The 23080-nt window shown below is 42.0% G+C and carries 19 protein-coding genes; 7 read left to right on the plus strand and 12 right to left on the minus strand.

Translation table 11 applies throughout. The features are described 5' to 3' along the window. Positions 1 to 75 precede the first annotated feature (75 nt). The gene (locus WH214_RS03490) at positions 76 to 444 is read left to right on the plus strand and encodes an endonuclease domain-containing protein (protein WP_339422297.1); all 369 of its coding nucleotides are present in this window, start codon (positions 76 to 78) and stop codon (positions 442 to 444) included. 136 nt (positions 445 to 580) lie between these two features. Here WH214_RS03490 and WH214_RS03495 read toward each other — a convergent pair whose 3' ends face one another. The 3 genes from WH214_RS03495 to WH214_RS03505 are packed head-to-tail and all read right to left on the minus strand — an operon-like array spanning position 581 to position 5520. Then, a complete protein-coding gene (locus WH214_RS03495; RefSeq protein ID WP_339422298.1) occupies positions 581 to 1243 on the minus strand; it encodes an HNH endonuclease in 663 nt (220 codons plus the stop codon). 1 nt (position 1244) lies between these two features. Further along, the gene (locus tag WH214_RS03500; RefSeq protein WP_339422299.1) at positions 1245 to 2567 is read right to left on the minus strand and encodes an ATP-binding protein; all 1323 of its coding nucleotides are present in this window, start codon (positions 2565 to 2567) and stop codon (positions 1245 to 1247) included. Between the two features lie 58 nt (positions 2568 to 2625). Next, positions 2626 to 5520, minus strand: coding sequence for a valine--tRNA ligase (locus tag WH214_RS03505; protein WP_339422300.1), 2895 nt, complete (start codon positions 5518 to 5520; stop codon positions 2626 to 2628). 183 nt (positions 5521 to 5703) lie between these two features. Between WH214_RS03505 and WH214_RS03510 the strand changes: the two genes are divergently transcribed. Together WH214_RS03510 and WH214_RS03515 are read left to right on the plus strand one after the other, a co-directional pair. Further along, positions 5704 to 6378, plus strand: coding sequence for a hypothetical protein (locus WH214_RS03510; RefSeq protein WP_078389116.1), 675 nt, complete (start codon positions 5704 to 5706; stop codon positions 6376 to 6378). A gap of 12 nt (positions 6379 to 6390) precedes the next feature. Beyond that, entirely contained in the window at positions 6391 to 7197 is an 807-nt protein-coding gene (locus WH214_RS03515; protein WP_078389117.1) for an SDR family NAD(P)-dependent oxidoreductase, read from the plus strand. A 100-nt stretch (positions 7198 to 7297) separates the two neighbouring features. Here the strand turns inward: WH214_RS03515 and WH214_RS03520 are convergent, their stop codons facing one another. From WH214_RS03520 to sdsA, 9 genes are all read right to left on the minus strand, one after another. After that, on the minus strand, positions 7298 to 8332 hold the full coding sequence (locus WH214_RS03520) for an agmatine deiminase family protein (RefSeq protein WP_339422301.1): 1035 nt from the start codon (positions 8330 to 8332) through the stop codon (positions 7298 to 7300). Between the two features lie 180 nt (positions 8333 to 8512). Next, complete coding sequence (locus tag WH214_RS03525) at positions 8513 to 8950, minus strand: YbjQ family protein (protein WP_339422302.1); 438 nt, start codon at positions 8948 to 8950, stop codon at positions 8513 to 8515. A 3-nt stretch (positions 8951 to 8953) separates the two neighbouring features. Further along, positions 8954 to 9310, minus strand: coding sequence for a YbjQ family protein (locus WH214_RS03530; RefSeq protein WP_339422303.1), 357 nt, complete (start codon positions 9308 to 9310; stop codon positions 8954 to 8956). Positions 9311 to 9413: 103 nt separating this feature from the next. After that, positions 9414 to 10871, minus strand: coding sequence for a multidrug efflux RND transporter AdeIJK outer membrane channel subunit AdeK (gene adeK / locus WH214_RS03535; RefSeq protein WP_339422972.1), 1458 nt, complete (start codon positions 10869 to 10871; stop codon positions 9414 to 9416). Next, the gene (gene adeJ / locus WH214_RS03540) at positions 10871 to 14047 is read right to left on the minus strand and encodes a multidrug efflux RND transporter permease subunit AdeJ (RefSeq protein WP_339422304.1); all 3177 of its coding nucleotides are present in this window, start codon (positions 14045 to 14047) and stop codon (positions 10871 to 10873) included. Before adeJ ends, adeK begins: the two co-directional genes overlap by 1 nt. 12 nt (positions 14048 to 14059) lie before the next feature. Beyond that, on the minus strand, positions 14060 to 15304 hold the full coding sequence (locus tag WH214_RS03545; protein WP_168158188.1) for an efflux RND transporter periplasmic adaptor subunit: 1245 nt from the start codon (positions 15302 to 15304) through the stop codon (positions 14060 to 14062). A 25-nt stretch (positions 15305 to 15329) separates the two neighbouring features. Continuing rightward, complete coding sequence (locus WH214_RS03550) at positions 15330 to 15941, minus strand: phosphatase PAP2 family protein (RefSeq protein WP_234964739.1); 612 nt, start codon at positions 15939 to 15941, stop codon at positions 15330 to 15332. A gap of 146 nt (positions 15942 to 16087) precedes the next feature. Beyond that, a complete protein-coding gene (locus WH214_RS03555; RefSeq protein WP_339422305.1) occupies positions 16088 to 18142 on the minus strand; it encodes a site-specific recombinase in 2055 nt (684 codons plus the stop codon). Between the two features lie 33 nt (positions 18143 to 18175). Beyond that, positions 18176 to 19153, minus strand: a complete 978-nt coding sequence (sdsA, locus tag WH214_RS03560; RefSeq protein ID WP_339422306.1) for an All-trans-nonaprenyl-diphosphate synthase — start codon at positions 19151 to 19153, stop codon at positions 18176 to 18178. Positions 19154 to 19621: 468 nt separating this feature from the next. Here sdsA and rplU point away from each other — a divergent pair, with 468 nt between their 5' ends. From rplU to lolA, 4 genes are all read left to right on the plus strand, one after another. Beyond that, the gene (rplU, locus tag WH214_RS03565) at positions 19622 to 19933 is read left to right on the plus strand and encodes a 50S ribosomal protein L21 (protein ID WP_004651211.1); all 312 of its coding nucleotides are present in this window, start codon (positions 19622 to 19624) and stop codon (positions 19931 to 19933) included. 19 nt (positions 19934 to 19952) lie between these two features. Further along, positions 19953 to 20207 (plus strand): 50S ribosomal protein L27, encoded by a 255-nt coding sequence (gene rpmA, locus WH214_RS03570; RefSeq protein WP_004695443.1) that lies wholly within the window; start codon positions 19953 to 19955, stop codon positions 20205 to 20207. Between the two features lie 180 nt (positions 20208 to 20387). Beyond that, on the plus strand, positions 20388 to 22133 hold the full coding sequence (locus WH214_RS03575; RefSeq protein WP_339992866.1) for a YadA-like family protein: 1746 nt from the start codon (positions 20388 to 20390) through the stop codon (positions 22131 to 22133). Between the two features lie 220 nt (positions 22134 to 22353). After that, the gene (lolA, locus tag WH214_RS03580; protein ID WP_004695452.1) at positions 22354 to 23052 is read left to right on the plus strand and encodes an outer membrane lipoprotein chaperone LolA; all 699 of its coding nucleotides are present in this window, start codon (positions 22354 to 22356) and stop codon (positions 23050 to 23052) included. The last annotated feature ends 28 nt before the right edge of the window (positions 23053 to 23080 follow it).

A 23080-nucleotide genomic window follows, 5' to 3' on the forward strand; every position in this document is an offset into this window, starting at 1 on the left:
CATGAAATCAAATGATTGCTCCCTCTCCCTATAGGAGAGGGCTGGGGTGCGGGTAATTAAAATGGAAAATAAAAAATGAAACTAGACCCAAAATTACTGGAATTCGCCAAAACCATGCGAACCAATGCCACAGATGCAGAACAACTTATGTGGCAACTACTTCGAGCTAAACGATTTATGAATCTTAAATTTCGTCGTCAGCATGTGATTGCACCATATATTGTAGATTTTTACTGTCATGAACTGGGTTTGGTCATTGAGTTAGATGGTAGTCAGCATGGAACGAATGATGCGATTGAATATGATGCCGAGAGAACCAAGTTTTTAGAGGCTTTGGATTTAAGTGTGGTGCGGTATTGGAATTATGATGTTTTGAGTCGGACAGATGTGGTATTGGAGGACTTGTGGTGGAGATGTTCTGAATTAAAACAGACCTCTCCCTAACCCTCACTTGCACTTTGTTTTAAAGCAGTGCTTTAAAACTCGCTCAGGAGAGGGAATTCCATTGAGAAATTCATGCTGGTATTAAATTAAATGAGGCTCCCTCTCCCTATGGGGGAGGGTTGGGGTGGGGGATAAATTATCTTCTCATAGATTGGGTAATTCTAAGGATAGCTTCTTGTTTTTGTTCGAATGTAGCTGTTGATAAGTCAAGCTCGATAAGATCGTCAATAGTTTGAACTTGTTTACCGCTCATATCTGGAAATCCTGCAAAATTTCTATTAAATCGATCTAAATCAAATATTCTGAAAGTAGCTTTTGCTTTTGGACCGCACGCTTCGAAAAAGTAGTGGTCTGGATAATCACAATGATTGGAGCGAGTTCTTTTAATGTGTTCCTCATAATTATCGAAGAATGGATGAATAATTTTAAAACGACCACTGGCACTTGGATATGTTTGTTGACCACATACTCTGTCACCATCTACATGAGGATTTTGATTTCCTTTTTCCCTATTACAGTCAGGACAAATGACAATTAAGTTTTTAGGTTCAAGTAGGAATTGTGGGAATAAAGATTTTGGTAAAATATGCTCAACTTGCCAATGCAAACCATTAGTAGAAAAAATATATTGCTTACAATAGAAACAAGTGAGTTTTTGTTCAGATAAATAGTGATTACGAATTACTGAACGAAAATTTTTAATATCCTTATTTTCCTCATCATTCCATAACTGATAATTTGTTTTATCGTAGCTATCTATAAAACTTTTAAGTTCTGCAGGTATTACAAAAATTTCCATTTCATCCTCTATAGCTAGCTATAAGATTGAAAAGAATAAATACTTTATCTTCTTTATCTATTTTTTCATATTTGATTAATTTTCTTAAATGTTCGAGCAGGGCTTTGCTTTCTTCATCTAGGTAGAAATCAATTTCAGTATTTAATTTATTTAAGATAATAATTAACTTTCTAATTAAGTATTCATTGTTGTTACCAGGGAAATTAAAAATCTCAGATAATTGAAAATCTGAAGATCTATTTTTAAATGTACCTATATTTTTTAACTGATTATTTGATAAATCTAAAATGAAACTATTATTTTGTTTAATTCCAGAAATTAGTTGTGGCGAGTGGGTGGCTATAAAAAAATGACAACCATAATAATTTTCTGAAACTAGTTCAATTAATTCGATTATTTTTTCTTGCCATTGAGGATGTAAGTTTATTTCAGGTTCATCTATACAAATTAGTGAGTCGTCTTTAATAGTAGCTGTTAGTCCCAAAATCAAGCTTAAAACTGAAAGTTCTCCAGAGCTTAAATCACTATAATTAAATATGTTTTTATTTTTAGAAAAAGAAACTTTATATACTCTTACTAATCCTAATTCTATCAATAATGATATACTTTTTAATTCGAATGAACTTAAATGAAGTAAATCAAAAGTTTTTAAACTCTTAAAGTCATGTAAGCTATCACGTAAATTTCGAAAAATCTCAAATTCTTCAATAGAAATATCTGTTGATTCTTGAAAATATTTTTCAATTTTTTTACTAATTTCATTACTTGAAAAGCCATGTATTGGTATTAAAGTACATTTTACATAATGATCAAGTTTTAAAAAATCGAGAATGGTAAGTAGATTATAATAATTTTTTTCTTTCAAAGAGGATTTGGTTATAAATGCTTCAATAGATTGAGTGAAATTAATGTTAGTGTTTAGATTCCTGCGAAATCTAATTTCATATTTTTCGAAGAAATTGAGTATATATTCTAGTTGTGGATTAATGTAGTTATTTCTTTTTTTATAATCATATCTACTCGAGAATATTGGTGTTCGAGCCTCAAAAGATAGTCTTATATATTTGCTATTAATACAAATATCTTTGCTTGGTAATTCATGGTATGCGGGGAATTTATGATATTGGGTATTAGATAAAGCTATAATTTGATTGAATCTATTTTCTTCAAGAGCGTGAATTATAATGCTTCTTAAAAGCCTGCTTTTTCCAACAGAGTTTTTGCCTACCAAAAAAGTATATATATTTTTATCTTCTAGCTTAAAATCATCATCAATAAATTTAAGAAAGTTTTTATTTTGTTCTAAGTTATAAAGTATCGGCATAAAAATCCCCTCGAATTCGAGGGGATTTTAGCTTATTTTTTAACTGCTTAGCAATAAATTAAAGCGCAGCAATCTGCTCCATACTTTGCTTAATTTTCGCTAATTGGTCAGCAAACTCAGCAAGTTTAACTTTCTCACCTTCAACCACAGCCGCAGGTGCTTTGGCTACAAAACCTTCATTAGAAAGTTTGCCTGCAATGACGTCATGTTGCTTTTGCACTTTGTCTAAGTCTTTCTGCAAACGTCCCAATTCTGCTTTCGGGTCAATTAAACCTTTCATTGGAACAAAGACAGACACGTGACCTACAACAGAAGAAGAAGACAATGGCGGTTGCTCAGCATCAGCCAAGAACGTAATGCTTTCAACTTTTGCCAACGCTTTCACCAATGGTTCAATGCGCGCAATCTGTGCTTTTTCTGCTTCAGTGGTATTTTGTAGAAGAACTGGTAATAAACGTGCATTTCCTAAGCCCATTTCACCACGGATGTTACGTACTGCACCAATCAAACCTTGCAGCCATTGCATATCTGCTTCAGCTTGTTCGTTTACACGCTCAGGGTTGGCAACAGGGTATTGCGCCAGCATGATCGTTTCAGCAGAAATACCAAGTTTCGGTGCAAGCGTCTGCCAAATTTCTTCAGTCAAATACGGCATGATTGGGTGTGCAAGACGTAAAGAGGCTTCCATCACCGCAAGAAGTACACGACGAACTTCAGCTTTACGCTCAACCGATACATTTTCATCGTTCAGAACAGGTTTCGTCAGTTCGACATACCAGTCACAGTATTCATTCCAAATGAACTCGTAAATTGCTTGTGCAGCCAAGTCTAAACGGTAAGTTGCAAAGGCTTGTTGTACCGCAGCTTCGGCTTTTTGCAGACGGCTTACGATCCACTGTTCAGGCAATTCCCAAAGGTCTTGACGAACTTCAGTGCCAATCACTTGCTCTTCACAGTTCATCATCACGAAACGGGTTGCGTTCCAGATTTTGTTGGCAAAGTTACGGTAGCCTTCAACACGCTTCATGTCGAACTTAATGTCACGACCGGTGTTGGCAAGTGCGCAGAATGTGAAACGAACTGCGTCCGTACCATAGGCTTGAATGCCTTCTGGGAACTCTTTACGGGTTGATTTTTCAATCTTCGCCGCTTGTTTCGGGTTCATTAGACCTGTAGTACGTTTTTGTACCAAAGTCTCAAGGTCAACACCGTCAATCAAATCCAGTGGGTCAAGCACGTTGCCCTTAGACTTCGACATTTTTTGACCTTCGCCATCACGAACTAGACCGTGAACGTATACCGTTTTAAACGGGACTTGTGGCGTACCATCTTCATTCTTCATGAAGTGCATCGTAAACATAATCATACGAGCAACCCAGAAGAAGATGATGTCAAAACCAGTCACCAATACATCCGTTGGATGGAAAGTATTGAGGAAATAGTTTTCCGCATCTTTCTTGGCATCGCCAGTCCAACCTAAAGTTGAGAATGTCCACAGCGCAGAAGAGAACCATGTGTCGAGTACGTCTTCGTCTTGGTTAAGCACAACATCAGCAGGGATGTTGTTTTTGGCACGGACTTCAGCTTCGTCACGACCCACATAGATGTTGCCTTCAGCATCGTACCAAGCGGGGATACGGTGACCCCACCAAAGTTGACGAGAGATACACCAGTCTTGAATGTTGTTCATCCACGCCATGTACATGTTGCTGTATTGCTCAGGCACAAACTTGATACGACCGTCTTGAACCGCTTCAATGGCAGGTTGCGCCAATGGTGCAATTTTTACATACCATTGATCCGTCAATAATGGTTCAACGATCACACCTGAACGGTCACCGCGAGGTGGTTTCAAGGTGTATGGTTGAATTTGATCTAACCAGCCTTCACTTTCTGCTTGTTCAACCAGTTTTTTACGTGCTTCAAAACGCTCTAAACCAATATAGTCCGCAGGGGCAGCAATGGTTTTCGAGATTTGTTCACCCGCTTTCGCGATATATTCAAACTCAGCCAATACTTCTGCATTTTTATTGAAGATGTTGATGATTGGAAGTTCACAGCGCTTACCGACTTCATAGTCGTTAAAGTCATGTGCAGGGGTGATTTTCACACAGCCTGTACCGAATTCTTTATCCACATATTCATCTTTAACGATTGGAACAGCACGACCTGTAATTGGTAGAATAATGTTCTGACCTACAAGGTGCGTATAGCGTTCATCATCTAGTGCCACAGCAACAGCAGTATCACCCAACAATGTTTCAGGACGTGTGGTTGCGACAACGATGTGGTCTTTGCCATCATGGGTACGTAGATTTTTATCTTCAAAGAAATATTTGAAGTGCCACAGGGAACCTGCTTCTTCTTTATCCGACTCAACTTCTAAGTCAGAAAGCGCGGTTTGTAGTTTCGGGTCCCAGTTTACTAGGCGTTTTCCACGGTAAATCAAACCGTCTTCGTGCAGTTTAACGAACACTTCTTTTACGGCATTCGATAGACCTTCATCCATGGTGAAGCGTTCACGCGACCAATCGACTGATGAACCTAAACGACGGATTTGACGGGTGATGGTGTCGCCTGATTGCTCTTTCCATTCCCAGATTTTTTCGATGAATTTTTCACGGCCAAGGTCATGGCGGCTGACACCTTGAGCACCCAATTGACGTTCAACCACCATTTGCGTGGCAATACCCGCATGGTCTGTACCCGGTTGCCATAAGGTATTTTTACCTGACATACGGTTGTAGCGTGTTAAGGCATCCATAATGGCATTGTTAAAACCATGACCCATGTGCAAGCTACCGGTGACGTTTGGCGGCGGAATCATGATACAAAATGACTCACCTTTTTCAGAGGGCTTGAAATAGCCACGCTCTTCCCAAGTTTGGTACCATTTTTTCTCGATCTCGGTCGGATCGTAAGTTGTAGCGATATTTTGCGCTGAATCAGTCATAGTTCAAACAGTTCAAAAGTAGATAAAAAATTGCATCTATTGTAGCAAAGAAATCGCAAATGGGGGCATGTAAAGCAAATGCGTTGATCTAGCAATTGCGACATGATGCAGAGCGCTTTATGATGTGTCTAAACCTAGAGTGCGCTTTGTTCGCAGTAAAAATCAAAAAAAGGGGGGATCACTATGACTTATCAAATATCATTAAAATTAAAACCTGAAACTCACCAACGCTTTGCTCACATTCATCAACAGCTTAATGCCGGCGAAAGCCAAAGTCTTGCCAAACCTTTGGGTGAGGTTTTAGCGGATATTTCATGTGAAGTGATTGATCAAGTCTTTGGCGATCTTGCACGCTTGTCTACCTCAGGCGATGGGGAGTCTGAGAAAATTATTCAGCACATTGTGGACACTATGCGTAAGTACATGCCGTGGTCCGTGTCTTTTTTTTCAAATGACCGTCTAATTCCAATGGTGAATTATCTAGAGCAAATGATGTATGACACCGAGAGCACACATTTTTTAAGCTACCCAGTCGAAAAAACCTTAGTCACTGAACTTTTGGGTTGTGCGGAACAGATGGAGAAAGGCAATAACAGTTATGTTGCTCCAGCTTTGAAGGTGTTTACGCAAATTGTCGATCAAGGGGTGACCAGTCTGGTCCGTGAACCGAAAAAAATGCTTAAATTTAATCTGGTGGTCGATAAAACACTAAATGGGGTGATTAACTTAACGACTCAGTTGGGCTATAAACGTTTTGATAAGTTAGGGCGTATCTATGATGCGCAGATGATGAGTCAATATTTCGATCATTTCCTGACTTTTTTAAATGATCAATCTGCAAATAAAACTTCGGTATGAGGCAATAAGGACATGGCACAGTTAAACAGTTTAGACGCTAAAGTGGTGTGGATTACGGGGGCATCTTCAGGGTTAGGTGAGGCACTGGCTAAAGAATGTGCTTTACAAGGGGCAGAGGTGGTACTCACGGCAAGACGGTTTGACGAACTCGAAAAAGTTCGTGTCGGGCTGCTGAATCCGGATCAACACATTTCCATTTGTGCCGACATTACCGACGAAGCTCAAGTTCGCCATGCCTATGAGCAAGTGCTACAGAAAAAAGGTCGAATTGATTGGCTGATTAATAATGCGGGGTTAAGCCAGCGTGCCTTGATTGCTGACACCAGCATGCAGACTGAACGTGCGATTATGGAAGTGGATTATTTCTCACAAGTGTTTTTAACCAAAACCGTTCTGCCGACATTTTTAGCGCAAAAATCTGGCCGTATTGCTTTTGTTTCGAGTGTTGCGGGGTTGTTGGGGACGCAGTACCGTGCCAGCTATTCAGCAGCCAAGGCTGCCATTCATATGTGGGCAAATAGCCTGCGTGCCGAAGTGGCCAATGAGGGCGTAGATGTATCGGTGATTTTCCCTGGCTTTGTTAAAACCAATGTCTCGTTTAATGCTTTAAATGGCGAGGGTAAACCACAGGGTCATCAAGACGAAGCGATTGAAAATGGTTTAGAACCCGATATTTTTGCGCAAACGGTGGTGAGTGCATTACTTAAAGGTGAAGAATACATCGTAGTCGGCGGTCGCAAAGAGAAAATGGGTGTTCTGGTGTCTCGTTTATCGCCTACAACGTTGTATAAAATGATTCGTAAGATGAAAGTGAAGTAAATTGAAAAAGGCAGGAGGAAAGTCACTTCCACCTGCTTTTTGGGATCATGATGTTCACATATCTCATCCCCCCATGTATTGATAGGGGAGCCGCACTGTACTACTTACTGATTTTATTTAAATAGTTTAAGAACAATTCCGCATTTTTCCCACGAACTTGCCAAGACATACAACGTACACCGCCGCCCATATGACAGACATTAGAAGACTGTACTGGAACAACAGTACGTTTGGTTACGCTACGAATTTGCTGTAAAGCGACAGCATCTTCTTTAATCCCAAATTGCGGGAAGTAAATCCGTTCAGGCGTCACCAGCATATTGGTGTATAGGCCACATGCAGAACCAAATTTTTCATCGTAGATTTCGCTGCCATCATAAGGGGTGATGATTTCACGAATTTTAACATTGGGAATGCCGCGCTTTAAATCTGCTTTGAGTTGCTTGGCATAGTCGGGATCTTCAGGGTAAGAGTTAATCACCAAGGTGTTTTGGTCAACAAAGCTGACCACGCCATCGGCATGTTCCAAGCCCCCTTGTTCATCGGCTTCAATGAACGCAATCTGCTTTGCACCCGTCAGCGCCATGAGTTTCTTACGGGCTTCGCTTTCGGTGAGCTCGTTATCCGCTAGGAATTTGGTGCTGAGGACGACATTACCATAACCATCTTCAACCCAGTTTCCGCCATCATTCAACAGTTTGCTTTGCGTAAACTGTAAGCCAGCCTTTTGGCTGTAGTATTTAAATTCGTCTTGCACTTCATCTGAAATGGCCTGACCTTTTTTAGCGCCACCTTGTCCTGCCGCCGTGTAGCGGAACATGACGGGTTGAGCTGGATTGGCACTGGTGAAGTCGCGCATCCAAATGTCATGCATCGGTGCGATTGCCACATGCTTTTTGCCCAAGGCTTTGACATAGTCGGGGTAGAGGCCTTTGTCCGTCAGAACAACGACATTGTCTCCATTTTTAATAATTTTTTTTGCATAATCGACGTGAAAATCAAAAATATCATCAATCATTTTTGCATAGTACGCATCATTACTTTGAGGCGATGCCAGTACAATTAATTCAGCTTTGGCTACAAGTGGAATCATGCTGAGTACAGCCATACTTATTTTCAGTGCTAAAGATTTCATTATCTGTGACCTATTTACAGTGTAGGTAATGTCCATTTTTATTGTGTTCAGTGTAGAGAATTATGCTCTAGTGAGCAATCTGCCATCCGAATGTACGATAGAAGGTGAGCGAGCATGAGCTATTTTGAACGCTCATGCTGTTTGAGTTTAGTGAATGGATGATTGGCTAATAGTGGCTGTTTAAGGATTTTGAATGGCAGTCCCATAAGCAAAGACTTCGACCATACCACCTTGCATGCCCATTTCTGTGGTCGCCAGTCGCATACAAGCGATATGCGTTGCGCCGTGTTTTTCCGCTTCAAGTTTGAGTCGGACAATAGCTTCACGACGGGCACGATCGACGACACTTTCATAGCTGGTGAGTCTACCACCCAAAAAGTTTTGCACGGTAGCCAGTACATATTTGAAATAATCATGAGAAATCACCACATTGCTGCTGATCATGTGCCCAGACTGCTCGAAGCTTACTTTGCGTAAGTTCCCCATGGTAATGTAGGCGAGGCGTTTCTCATTCTGTTCAAGCTCCGCTAAATGTTTGCGCTCGTTATAACGACCAAAGCCAAAACCGACGCTAAACAGCACCGCAAAGATCAGCAGTTGGAAAACTAAACTTTCCATCGCTTAGGCCTGTGTTGGAAATGGATCGGGGAGATGGTTGTCTAACGGCGTGACACAGACCGCAGTGCCATAAACAAATAACTCAGAGGCACCTTGGGCAATGTTTGAGGTTGAAAAACGAATACCTACAATGGCATTGGCCCCTAAGCCTTGTGCTTTTGCAATCATACGATTCATGGCTTCTTGGCGGGATTCTTCTAAAAGCTCGGTATAGGCAGTGAGTTCACCACCGACAATATTTTTTAACCCTGCCAAAAAGTCGCGCCCGACATGTTTACTTCGAACCGTACTGCCATAGACCACATCCAGTTGTTGAGAAATGGTATGTCCAGGAACAGACTCAAGGTTACTTAAAAGCATAATGTTCAATATTCAAATGATTTGATTATCTTTGAAGATAGGAAATTGCTCAGCAAAAAGCAATAAAAAAGCCCACCGAAGTGAGCTTTTGATGTTGCAAACCTTAGTTTGCTGTTTTGTTGTATTTCACATCTGAAGATGAAGGTTGTTTCACCACTTGATCAGACGTATTAGCTTTTACGCCGCCACCGAGGGTTTTATACACTTCAACTTGGTTGTTCAAGTTTGCTTGTTCAAGCAATAACAAACCTTGTTCCGCTGAGTACGATGTACGCTGTGCATCAAGTACGGTGAGGTAGTTATCGATACCTGCACGGAAGCGGGCCGTTGAAAGCTTATAGGTGGTGTTGGTTGCATCTACCAGACGACGTTGCGCTGCTAGACGGTCACCAATATTTTCACGTACTGCCAAGGCATCATTCACTTCACGGAAAGCGGTTTGAATGGTTTTTTCATAATCTGACAACGCAATTTTTTGGTCAGTTTCTGAAATCTTCACATTGGCACGACGTGTGCCCCAGTCAAAGATTGGAATATCCAAGCTTGGGCCAAGTGACCAGACAAAGGCACCTGATTTAAACAAATCGCTTAAATCTGTCGATGCATAACCCGCTGTGCCTGTTAAGCTGATGGTTGGGTACAACTGTGCTTTTGCAGCACCAATATTGGCACCCGCAGCAGACAATTGATATTCCGCAGCACGGATATCAGGACGGTTATTTAACAAGTCGCTTGGCAAGCCCGCTGTCAACGCCGTACTTTGGGTAATGCGTTTCACAGGTTGAGGAGACAATAAGTTTGCAGGAACAGGTTGACCCACCAACAGGTTGAGTAAGTTCTGTGCTTGTGCAAGTTGAGTCTTGTAGTTCGCAACGTCATTACGTGCGGTTTCAACCGAAATTTGCGCTTGACGTACAGGGACTTCGCTGTCGATACCCACATCAAAACGTTTTTTGTTCAGATTGTATGATTCAAGCTGTGCTTTTAAGGTTTGGTCTGCCAGTTTTAAGTTGGCATTGGCAAACGAATAGCTCAGCCATGCTTGTGCAACCTGACCAATCAACGAAATTTGTGTTGCATCACGTGCACTTTGAGTCGCTAAATAGCTGTCTAAAGCATTGTCTTTTAAGCTACGAACACGACCCCAAAAGTCTAATTCATACGCAGTTACGCCAAGGCCAACATTATACGTTGTCATGGGTTTGTTGCTGCTGAGTGTATCTTGGCGAAGCACACTACCACTTGCACCAATGGTTGGCAGTTGGTTGTTTTCGCTAATTTGATACGCTTGCTGAGCACGTTGAATATTTAAAGTCGCCGTACGGAGGTCACGGTTATTGGCTAGTGCTAACTCGATGACTTGGACTAAACGCTGATCAGCAAAAAAGTCTTTATAGCCTTGTTCTGCAACAGATGGACCTGTCGTTGAACCAATATATCCTGTTGGGATATCCGCTTGAGCGACGGGTTCTGGACCACGCATGCTTTGACATGCAGTCAAAGCAAGCGCAAGTGCAGATACCGCAATGCTACGACCTGAAATAGACCATACTTTTTGCATCACGATGTTTGCTCCTGATTATTTTGTTTCTTAGGTTTGTATTTGAAAATACTACGAATCCAAACAAAGAATACTGGAATGAAGAAAATACCCAACAGTGTAGAACTAATTACACCACCAAGGACACCAAAGCCTACCGAGTGTTGACTACCTGCACCAGCGCCTGTTGAAAGGGCAAGCGGAAGGACACCAAAACCGAAAGCAAGGGTGGTCATGATAATTGGGCGTAAACGCATTTTTGCAGCATGAAGGGTTGCATCAAACAAGTCTTCACCTTGTTCTTGCAACTCTTTTGCAAACTCTACGATCAAGATCGCATTTTTCGCAGAAAGACCAATCACGGCAACAATTGCAACTTGGAAGTAGATGTTAAACGATAAGTTTGGATCGCCCTTAATGATCATACCTAACCATGTCAATGCAAATGCACCAAGTATACCTAGTGGTACAACTAGCAATACTGAAACAGGGATAGACCAGCTTTCATACAATGCGGCAAGACATAAGAAGACAATAAGCATCGAAAGAACAAGGAGCGGACCTGTTTGATTGCCCGAATCACGTTCTTCTAAAGATAAACCTGTCCATTCATAGTCGAAACCTTGTAAGCCCATAGACGGTAACTTGGCAATAATTTCTTCCATCGCGAGCATCGCATCACCCGAACTTACGCCCGGTGCTGGAGTACCTTGGATGTTTACAGAAGATACACCGTTATAACGCTCTAGACGTGGTGAACCATAAGTCCATTCGCCTGTTGCAAATGCTGAGAAAGGAACCATCGTGCCACTGCTATTACGCACATACCACTTGTTCAAGTCTTCAGGCATCATACGTGTATTTGCTTCACCTTGGACGTATACCTTTTTCACACGACCACGGTCAACGAAGTCATTGATATAGGTACCACCCCAAGCCATGCTCATGGTTGTATTGATATCCGCAATACTCACACCCATTGCACCCGCTTGCGCTTGATCAATGTTGATTTGGTACTGTGGTGTATCTTCTTGACCATTAGGACGGACGCCTGCAAGACGTTTGTCTTGTGCAGCCATACCTAAAATAGCATTACGTGCAGCAATCAATTTCTCATGACCTTGACCACTTGCATCTTTCAACTGGATGTCAAAACCAGCCGACACACCTAACTCAGGCATTGCAGGTAACTGTAATGGCATGATGTAAGATGCATCTTTAATCATGTTTAATGACATGCCGCGCTGAATGATGGCACCAATTTGCGACTCAGGTGTCGTACGCTCACTCCAGTCCTTCAGTTTAATAAAGGCAAGACCCGCGTTTTGACCGACACCTGTGAACGAGAAACCAGAAACTGTAAAGATCGACTCTACATGCTCTTTTTCTTTATTCAGGAAATAATCCGTCATGCTAGACACGACTTTGTCTGTACGTTCAAGGCTTGCACTTGGTGGAAGCTGAACTAAAGTCATGACGACGCCTTGGTCTTCATCTGGTAAGAATGAAGAAGGTAAGGCTTTATACAGACCGAATAAACCTGCAAGCACCAGTAGATAAACCACACCAGAGAATATTTTATGGTGCGTCATGCGGTTGACACCACCTTGGTATTTCACGGCAACTTTTTCAAAGCTACTGTTAAACCAACGGAAGAATCGCGCAAAAATATTATTACTTTCTGGCTTGTTTGCATCATGTTGTTTTAACAAGGTTGCACACAGGGCAGGGGTGAATGTTAATGCCACGATCAGTGACAAAATCATTGCGGTAACTAGCGTAATCGAGAACTGACGGTAAATAACACCCGTTGTCCCCGCAAAGAATGCCATCGGTACGAATACCGCAGTTAATACACTGGTAATACCGACCAAGGCACCAGAAATCTGTTGCATTGATTTTTCGGTCGCAGCCACAGGGTCGAGGTGTTCTTCTTGCATGACACGTTCGACGTTTTCCACCACAACAATCGCATCATCGACCAGAAGGCCAATGGCTAAGACCATCGCAAACATGGTGAGCGTGTTGATTGAGAAACCGAAGATGTTAATGACAGCAAATGTACCCAAGACAACCACTGGAACAGCCAATGTTGGAATAACCGTAGCACGCCAGTTCTGTAAGAATAAGAACATGACAATGAACACCAACACGACAGCTTCAATTAATGTGTGTACAACACTTTCAATCGACAACTTAATAAACGGTGTAGTGTCATAAGCCAGTTGATCTTTTAAACCATCTGGATAGTTTTTGCGTAGTTCACTTAAGCGTTCTTCAACAGCCGCAGCAGTATCTAGTGCATTAGCGCCTGTTGCCAGTTTAATGGCAACACCGCCCGCAGCTTTACCATTAAATTTAGAGTCAAATTGATAGTTATCTGAACCGAGTTCAACACGCGCAACATCACCCAAGCGAACTTGAGCACCTGAAGCTGTATTTTTTAGAAAAATATTTCTAAATTGTTCAGGGGTTTGCAACATGCTTTGAGCATTCACTGTTGCGTTCAGCACTTGACCTTGCACAGATGGTGCACCGCCTAACTGACCTACCGCCACTTGCGAGTTTTGCGCATTAATCGCAGCTGCAATATCAGTTGGTGTCACTTGTAGGCTGGTCATTTTGGCAGGGTCTAGCCAAATACGCATTGCGTATGAACCACCAAAGACTTGAAGTTCACCCACACCCGCAACACGGCTAAGCGGTTCAGAGATGTTTGAGTTTACATAGTCTTTAATGTCTGACGCAGATAGGCTTCCATCTGGAGAGTAAAATGCAAGAACCTGCATAAAGCTCGCACCAGACTTGGTGACTTTTACACCTTGACGTTGTACATCTTCAGGTAAAAGCGCCGTTGCCGATTGCAGTTTGTTCTGTACTTGAACTTGAGCAATATCAGGATCGATGCCTTGTTCAAAGTTCAAGTTAATAGACGCTTGACCATTACCTGCACTGTTTGAAGAGATATAACGTAGACCATCCAGACCATTCATTTGTTGTTCAATGATCTGGGTGACCGTGTTTTCAACAGTCTGTGCAGAAGCACCCGGATAAGTTGCAGAGATTGTCACCGTGGGCGGTGCAATCGTCGGATATTGGGCAACTGGCATTTTTGTCAGCGTGAGAATACCCGCCAACATAATCACCAGTGCAATCACCCACGCAAAAATGGGGCGATGAATAAAAAATTGAGCCATTCAGTCTACCCCTTATGCGTTTGAAGTAGCTTTTTGTTCAGTTTTCGCACCAGCTTCTGTCTTTTTAGCATCCGTTGTTGGAGCTTGAGGTGCTGCTGCTTTAGGTTGATACGGCTTCGCAACAACTTTCTGTTCAGCTTTAACTTTCGCTATTCCGTCAACAATAACTTTTTCACCTGTTTTAAGGCCTTCAGTCACAATCCAGTCTTGGCCTTGAATACCAACTGTGGTGATTTGACGAGGCTCTACGATGCCTTTGTCATTCACAATCATTGCCATCGCTTGACCTGTTGGTGTGCGAGTGACTGCAATTTGCGGCACTAACATCGCATTCGGGATTACGCCTTGAACGATTTGTGCATTGGCAAACATACCAGGAAGCAACAAGTGATTCGGGTTTGGGAATACCGCGCGAATCGTCACTGTCCCTGTATCTGGATTGACACTAGCATCAGAGAACGCTAAACGGCCTTCGATTGGATAGTCACTGCCATCTTCAAGTTTCAGCTTCACACGGGTGTTGTTACTGCTGTCTAAGCTACCTTTACTCAATTGTTGACGTAAACGAAGAAGTTCAGAGCTCGATTGGTTGATATCAACATAGATCGGGTCTAAACGTTGAATCGTCACCAATGGTTCTGTTTGGTTTGCAGTCACCAAAGCACCGGCAGTAACTGTAGAGCGGTTGGTTTGACCTGAAATTGGTGAGCGGATGGTTGAATAACCTAAGTCCACTTCAGCATTTTTAACTTGAGCACGTGCTGCTGCGACTTGTGCCTCAGCGACATTTACTTGACCCACTAAGTCGTCATAGTCTTGTTTCGCAACAGCGTTGCTTGAAACCAGTTGCTGATAACGATTCAGTTTGGTTCTGAGTGTGCTTAAATTCGCTTCTTGTTGTAATAATGCTGCTTTGGCATTATCAAATGTTGCGCGGTTGGTACGAGAATCAAGTTCATAAAGTGCCTGGCCTTCACGTACATAACTGCCTTCCGCAAACAAACGTTTTAGAATGATTCCACTCGTTTGTGGGCGAACTTCAGAGATTTCAAATGCCGTGGTTCTGCCAGATAACTCTACAGATTGTTCTACATTTTGCGGTTGTGCAACAATGACACCGACTTCAGTAGGTGGCATTTGTTGAGAAGCGCCAGCTTGCTGCGCATCCTTTGGATCTTTGCTACAACCAACAAGTGCAATACTCGTTGCTAATGCGCAAGCGGTAAGGGCTGGGGCCCAAAGCTTTGCCGACATCATTGTTCCACCTCGATTAGATTCTTATCTAAAAATAATTTGTATTTAATTGGGTATATCTGCCACACAAGATGTAAAGCAGTGAAATCCAGATAATACTAATGCTCCAACCTGCGAGAACGTCGGATGGGAAGTGTACTCCAAGATAGACTCTTGAAATTCCCATCATCAGCATCCATAAAAGAGCAATGCATACAACATAACGATGTGCAGGAAATGGTCGACTTAAGAAAATGGCAAGACACGCCAAAGTGGCAGCATACATACTGTGCGCACTCGGAAAGGAAGCACCATAGCTCGTCACTAGGTGAAACATTTCTGGTGGGCGTGGTCTTGAAATTAGAAATTTAAGTAACCAAGCAGAAGCAATACTTCCAACAACGCCTAAACCAATAAAAACAACATCTCTATACTTTTTATACCATGCACGATGGAAACACCATAGAGTGGTTAGAAATAATACAAACGGCATGCCACCGAGTGCCGATAAAAGTATTGCAAGTTTATCTATAGGCTCAGTTCTTAATGTGCTGAAATATTCGACCATCGCCAGATCTAAAGCTGTGAGTGGTTGAATGATTAGAGCTAATGCACTGATTATAAATAAAATAATACCGATAAAAAGCAACAAGTAAGGCATGCTGGAACTCGTGTCATTTCAACCGATTTAAGCGCGGTTATTTACTGGGTTAAAGTGTACTCATCAGTACACTTTAATTCAAGTGTTGATTAATCATGTATAAAATTTTGTTCACAGTGTAACAAGAGCTCAAAATCGGTACAAAATCATTTTGTATGGTGTTTTGTATTGTTCGAACTTTCATCAACTTCAAGAGGTACTTTCGGTGGCCAAAAGAAGTCACTTGGTCGCGTTAGAAAATGGGTTAAAACCAATTTTGCTAACGGTTTCCACTGTTCAAAACGTACCCGACGTGCACGTAAAGCCACAATAATCGTGAGGGTAAAACTAACAAATAAGTTTGTCAGACCAATAGCGAGTACCCCGAGGAAAGATACAATAATCAAGCCAATCTCAGGACTACCATTAATATTCATCAGACCTTGAATGAAGTTTGCTGAAGCAAAGGCAATATGGCGAATATCTAGGGGTAAGCCCAAAATATAACCAATGGTTCCCATACTTCCTAACATAATCCCGAACAGAAAATTACCCGCCAACGCACCTAAGTTGCGTTCTATATAGCCTGCAAATTTATCGAGTCGTTCTTGCCCCATGATCGTTTTGAGACGAGGGTGTGCTTTTAAGCGAGGGCCAACTTTGCGATAAACCGCCATATTGTCAAAATAGCCTGCCAAAAGTCCCGATAAAAACAAACAGACACCCGCAATGGCGGCATGCGGAATAGCCAAAGAGGTAAAAGGGTTTAAGTCATGTAAAACTTTCGCCGCTTTTGCATGGTTGAGTAGCGGTTCATGCATGCCAGTTGCCCATGCCCACGTAATAAACGCGGCAACAGGGATGGCAATTGAGATATTGCCCAAAATAGCAATAAATTGGGTGCGAATAATATTAATAATCAGCGCTGCTAATTCAGCAATTTGCGCTGTTTTTGAACCTTTGCGCTGTTGTACGGTTGCCGCGAGTGCCGCCGCTGTCATTGCTGGTTGCTTTGTTGCTACGGTAAAGTGCAAGACATGAATCAGCATAAACCCCAATGAGTAATTCATGCTGTAAACAAAGGCTTGCATGAGCGGTGCCATGATCATCCGTGCCGACAATATTTTCAGGGTGGCCATGGTTGCAATGATGACACCCGCACCCGCTGCGGACTTATACATGGCTAAAAAGCCTTGTTTGTCTGTACTTACATAGTGTTCGCCCGTTTTACTAGCATTTTCAGTCACCTGTAAAGCAATCAATTCACTATTGGTCGTCAGTAAAGAGCGTACACTCCGTTCACTATAAATCGCAGCCGTAATGTCGACTAAGAGCAGACTCACCGCTTCATAGTGTGCTTCGCCTTCTTCTACAATTAAATTGAGCAACAATTCGACGCGGTCTAAGCATTGCTCAAGTAAGGAAATCAGATAGGTTAAACTGACACTGACCCCAATGCGTTTGGTCGCACGGCGAATTTTTAATACTACATCACGACACTGCTCAATCATGACCAGTGCTTGAGAGGCGTCGGGTGGGGCAACCACACTCGAGGTTTCTGCCTCTTGATGTGCCTTTTTATACTGTTGAATAAACTCGATAATTTCGCGGTTCTGAACTAAAAAAGGCGATTCATATTCGGTCAGTTCAGGATGCGCATTAATAAACTCTGGATATAAACCAATACCACTAATCCGATAAGACAGCACCGTAATGGCTTTAATCACTTCACTGCGAATTTTGACTTTTTCTTTTTGATTGGCATGCCCGTGATTGAGCAGGTTCAGCAGTTGTAGCCAGTCACTGTCCCGGATGTTATCGAGCCAATATTTATCACTTCGGTTGGGGAAAACGCGACGGACTAAATCTTGTAGTTGAGTTTCGTCATTAATCAGCGGGAGAAAATGTGCCCCTAAACGCTGTGACAATTGGTTCCAAAACCCATCTAAAGACAAGATACCTGTATCGGCATAAAGACTGGTTTGTTTATATTGGGAAATAAGCCGCAGCACAAAGCTTTGTAAGGTCGATGCGGCATCGGGTGTAATGAGTAATGCTTGAATGAGCGCCTGAAATTTGTGATGGATTTCATCGGTTTGATACGCATCTATTGGACGAATACGTTCCACCAACTCAATTAAAAGTTGATCATTTAAAACAGCTTGAGGTTGCTCAAGCTGTTGCTGCATTTGAGAGAAAAGATCATTAAATTTTATATGCATAGGCAAGTTAAAAACATTTTAAAGCATCATTTGTTATTGAATTCGATGTAAAGCCAGTTGGGTTAAATTGACCAGTGCTTGACGATATTGGCTGTCAGGTAAAGCCCGTAATGCTTGAAGTGCGGCTTCGGTTTCTTCATGCGCCCGTTGTCGGCAGTAATCTAGTGCGCCAGAACTGTTTACGATAGCAATGACTTGATTAAGATCTGTTGTTCCACCTGTCGCAATACTTCGACGAACAATGTCATGTTCTTCACCCGTTGTATTTTTCAATGCTGAGATTAACGGCAAAGTCGGTTTGCCTTCCATTAAATCATCGCCAATATTTTTACCTAATGTTTCAGCATCTGAGGTGTAATCTAAAATATCATCAATGATTTGAAAGGCATTGCCAAAGTGGCCTGCAAATAAACGTAGTGGTTCACGGTACTGCGGTGTCCCAGAAAGAATGGCAGCCCCTTCAGTTGCCAGTTCAAATAAACGTGACGTTTTACCGTGAATAATATCTAAATACGTTTGTTCTGTGGTTTCAGGTTGGTGCTGTGCTTGAAGTTGTAGCACTTCACCTTCGGCAATTTCACAAGTCCCTGTAGAAAAATCTTTGAGTAAGGTCATATCACCGAGATCGACCAATAAATCAAAGGCACGTGAAATTAGAAAGTCACCAACCAGTACTGCGGTCTGATTATTCCAAGTCGCGTTGGCCGTTGGGCGACCACGACGTAAGCCAGATTCATCGACCACATCATCATGAACTAAGGTTGCGGTATGCAGCATTTCAATGATGGCAGCAAGTTTACGCTGGCGTTCCAGGTCTTCTGCACCACAGGCTTTGGCAGCCAATAAACACATAATGGGACGCATGCGTTTACCACCTGCTTCAACCACATGTTTACTCACCGCCATGACCAATGCCACTTTAGAGGTAATGCCTTCATTAATAAATGTGTCCATCGTGGCAAAGTCTTGAGCTACAGGGGCGAGAATATCTTGCTTAAAGTCGATGGTCATTTGAAGAGCGGCCTCATCTATATAAAGTGATAAAAATCAGCATTACCAGTATTGTGTAAATAGGGATACATGTCTAAATGATTCATTTCAATCATAAATAAGACTCGCTAGCGTGCGAGGCTATATTTTACTAAAGACAGTTCCTTATTTCCCCAATGTATAAGCGTACTGCATTTGTAGGCTTATTTACATTTTAAAAAATCAATTCATCCATACTATAGCGGATTGATTTTAAAAATCTATTTCATTGTAAGCAAAGTCAAGCCAGAGTTGAACTGTAATTTGTTGATTGAGTTTTTCTCGATTATTAAATAATCGTTAATTTAGTCTAATAAGTTCGGCAAATCTCTTGTTGTTTGAGTCAATATCACTTAAAATCCTTGCCCTTGATTAACCCCAGTGGCGTTCGTATTAAGATCGATATCTTCCTTTATCGGCACGACGACACGGGCATGTTTGGAGTACATTATGTACGCAGTAATCCAAAGCGGTGGTAAACAGCACCGTGTTGTAGAGGGTGAAACCCTTAAAGTTGAATTGTTGAAAGCTGAAACTGGCGCAACTATTACGTTTGATGACGTATTAATGCTAGTAAATGGCGAAAGCATTCAAATCGGTGCTCCAGTTGTTGCTGGCGCTACTGTAACTGCTGAAGTAGTTAGCCATGGTCGTCACGACAAAATCCGTATTGTAAAAATGCGTCGTCGTAAACACTACCGTAAACAACAAGGTCACCGTCAATGGTTCACTGAGTTGAAAATTACAGCTATTTCAGGCTAATCACGAGGAGTAATGAGACATGGCAACTAAAAAAGCCGGTGGTTCGACTAAGAACGGTCGTGATTCGAACCCTAAAATGCTTGGTGTTAAAATTTACGGTGGTCAATCTGTGACTGCTGGTAACATCATCGTTCGTCAACGTGGTACAGAATTCCACGCAGGTCAAAACGTTGGTATGGGCCGTGACCATACTTTGTTTGCAACCGCTGACGGCGTAGTAAAATTCGAAGTGAAAGGTCAGTTTGGCCGTCGCTACGTAACTGTTGAAGCGTAAGTTTTAATAGTAAGAAAAACCCACATTTTGTGGGTTTTTTTTCGTCTATTCATATGGTTAGCTTATTTTTCTTGCATTTTTAATTTTGAAATAAAGCACTAAATACCAATAAATGGTGATGTGTATCACAAAAAATAGGAGTGTAATAAAAAAACAAAACTAAAAGAAAGGCAGACAGATATGAACAAAATAGATACAAATGTCTTGGGCAATCCAGACAGCCAGATAACGAAAGTCTCTGGTCAGAACTTAAAACAAGAACATACTCATATTAGTACTGCAGTTTCTGCTGCAATGAATCTACAAACACTTAAGCCAAACCATTGTCTACAAAGGTTTGCTATGAACGTGCTTGTTTTAAGTGCGATTTTAATGACAGCGAATACAAATGTTTTTGCAGGTTCGTGTAACTCTAATCAAGATACAGGTAGTTGTCCCGGAAGTGGAATACCAGGACCCGCAGGACCTGCAGGGGCTGATGGTGATAGTGCTTATCAGGTAGCTGTGAACAATGGTTTTATAGGTACAGAGGAGGCATGGTTAGAGAGTTTGCAAGGAACAGATGGTGCAGATGGCACTAACGGAACCAATGGTATTGATGGTGTAGATGGTCTTAACGGTCTTGATGGTAAAGATGGCGTAGATGGAATTAACGGAACCAATGGTATTGATGGTAAGGATGGCGTAGATGGCATTAACGGAACCAACGGTCTAGATGGTAAAGATGGCGTAGATGGTCTTAACGGTCTTAATGGTAAAGATGGTGTAGATGGCATTAACGGAATCAACGGTCTAGATGGTAAAGATGGTGTGGATGGCATTAACGGAATCAACGGTCTTGATGGTAAAGATGGCGTAGATGGCATTAATGGAACCAATGGTCTTGATGGTAGAGATGGTGTAGATGGTCTTAACGGCCTTAATGGTAAAGATGGTGTAGATGGCATTAACGGAAGCAATGGTATTGATGGTAAGGATGGCGTAGATGGTCTTAACGGTCTTGATGGTGTGAAAGGAGATACTGGAGCAACAGGCGCAACTGGAGCGCAAGGTGAACAAGGTTTACAAGGTGTGAAAGGAGATACTGGAGCACAAGGTGAACAGGGTCTCCAAGGTTTACAAGGTGTGAAAGGTGACACTGGAGCAACAGGTGCAACTGGAGCGCAAGGTGAACAAGGTTTGCAAGGTGTGAAAGGAGATACTGGAGCGCAAGGTGAACAAGGTTTACAAGGTGTGAAAGGAGATACTGGAGCACAAGGTGAACAAGGCCTCCAAGGCTTACAGGGTGAGCAAGGTATCCAAGGTGTGCAAGGTGAAACGGGAGCGACAGGATATAATGCTTATCAAGTTGCGCAAGTTAATGGTTTTGACGGTACCATCACTGAATGGCTCGCGAGCTTAAAAGGCGATATGGGTAATACAGGGATGACAGGTGCAACAGGTTTTAGTGCTTATGATGTTGCAGTTGGTAATGGCTTTGAGGGTAGCATTACTCAATGGTTGGCCAGCCTTAAAGGTACAAACGGTACCAATGGTATTTCTAAAGAAGTGATGGATGCTGCTGACACCTACATTCTGAATGAAGCAAAAACTTATGTGAACCAAGTTGGGCAACAAACTCTCAACCAAGCAAATGCTTATACCGATAGCCGTGTAAATGCCTTGAACAGAGACATGCGAAAACTTGAAGATCGAACCTATGCAGCAGTAGCATCAAGTATCGCAATAGCATCTTTACCGCAACCGACAGATGCTGGCTACAACATGTTGAGTGCTGGTGTGGGTACATGGGAAGGTGAGCAAGGTTATGCTTTTGGTCTCAGTGGTGTGACTGAAAGTAACAAATATGTATACAAAGTAGCTGTAACAACCAATAGCGAAGGTGATTTCGGCGCAGGTGCGGCAATTGGTTGGCAATGGAAATGACAGTGATAATTCTTAACCTTAGTTAGAAAAGCCTCTGCACATTCAGAGGCTTTTCTATATGTAAAGAGCACATCTTATCTTCATCATGATGGATATTTCACAACATTAAGCACTAATAAATATACAAATCTTCTTATATTCTCAATTATTAGCCATAAAATTTGATTTAAGATAGCTCATCTAACGAATTGCGACTGCGCAAATTATAAAAGGTGAGATTATGAAAATGCTTCGTAAGACTTTATATGCAATGACAGTGGGGGTAGTAACACTTGGCCCTGTTATGAGCAGTACAGTATTTGCAGCTCCGGTTGCAGCATCGGAGCAACAAGCGACGACGAGTTTAGTGAAACAGTTGAGTGGTATCCAAAGTATCAGTTCTAACTTTGAACAAACCACCAAAGTCACCAATTCATCTAAAGCGCCGAAGAAACAAGGTTTATCAGCCCAGCACATGAATCAGACCTTTAAAGGGGTGATGAAAGTTGAGCGTCCAGGGAAATTCTATTGGGAAACCACAAGCCCTGCGAAACAAACCATTGTAACTTCGGGTAAAACGGTATGGATTTATGATCCAGACTTACAGCAAGCGGTTCGTCAAACTTTAGATGAACAGGTGGCGAATACACCTGCACTATTATTGTCAGGGAATACGGAGCAGATTCGTAAGTCATACCGTATTACGCAACCAAATCAGAGCAAAACCTACTATACCTTGTACCCAAAAAGCGATGATGGTGCGTTTCAAAGTTTAACGATCAGTTTTGGTGCGAAAAATGCACCGACGCTAATGATCTTAGAGGATTCTTTGGGACAAACAACCTATGTGCGTTTTAATAACACCAAGGTAAATACCAATATTCCAGCTTCAACCTTTAATTTTACTCCGCCTAAAGGTACAGACATAATTGACCAATAATATGAGTCTGTTGTTCAAAACCACCTTC

The sequence above is a fragment of the Acinetobacter sp. MYb191 genome, assembly GCF_037572605.1.
Taxonomy (GTDB): Bacteria; Pseudomonadota; Gammaproteobacteria; order Pseudomonadales; family Moraxellaceae; genus Acinetobacter; species Acinetobacter johnsonii.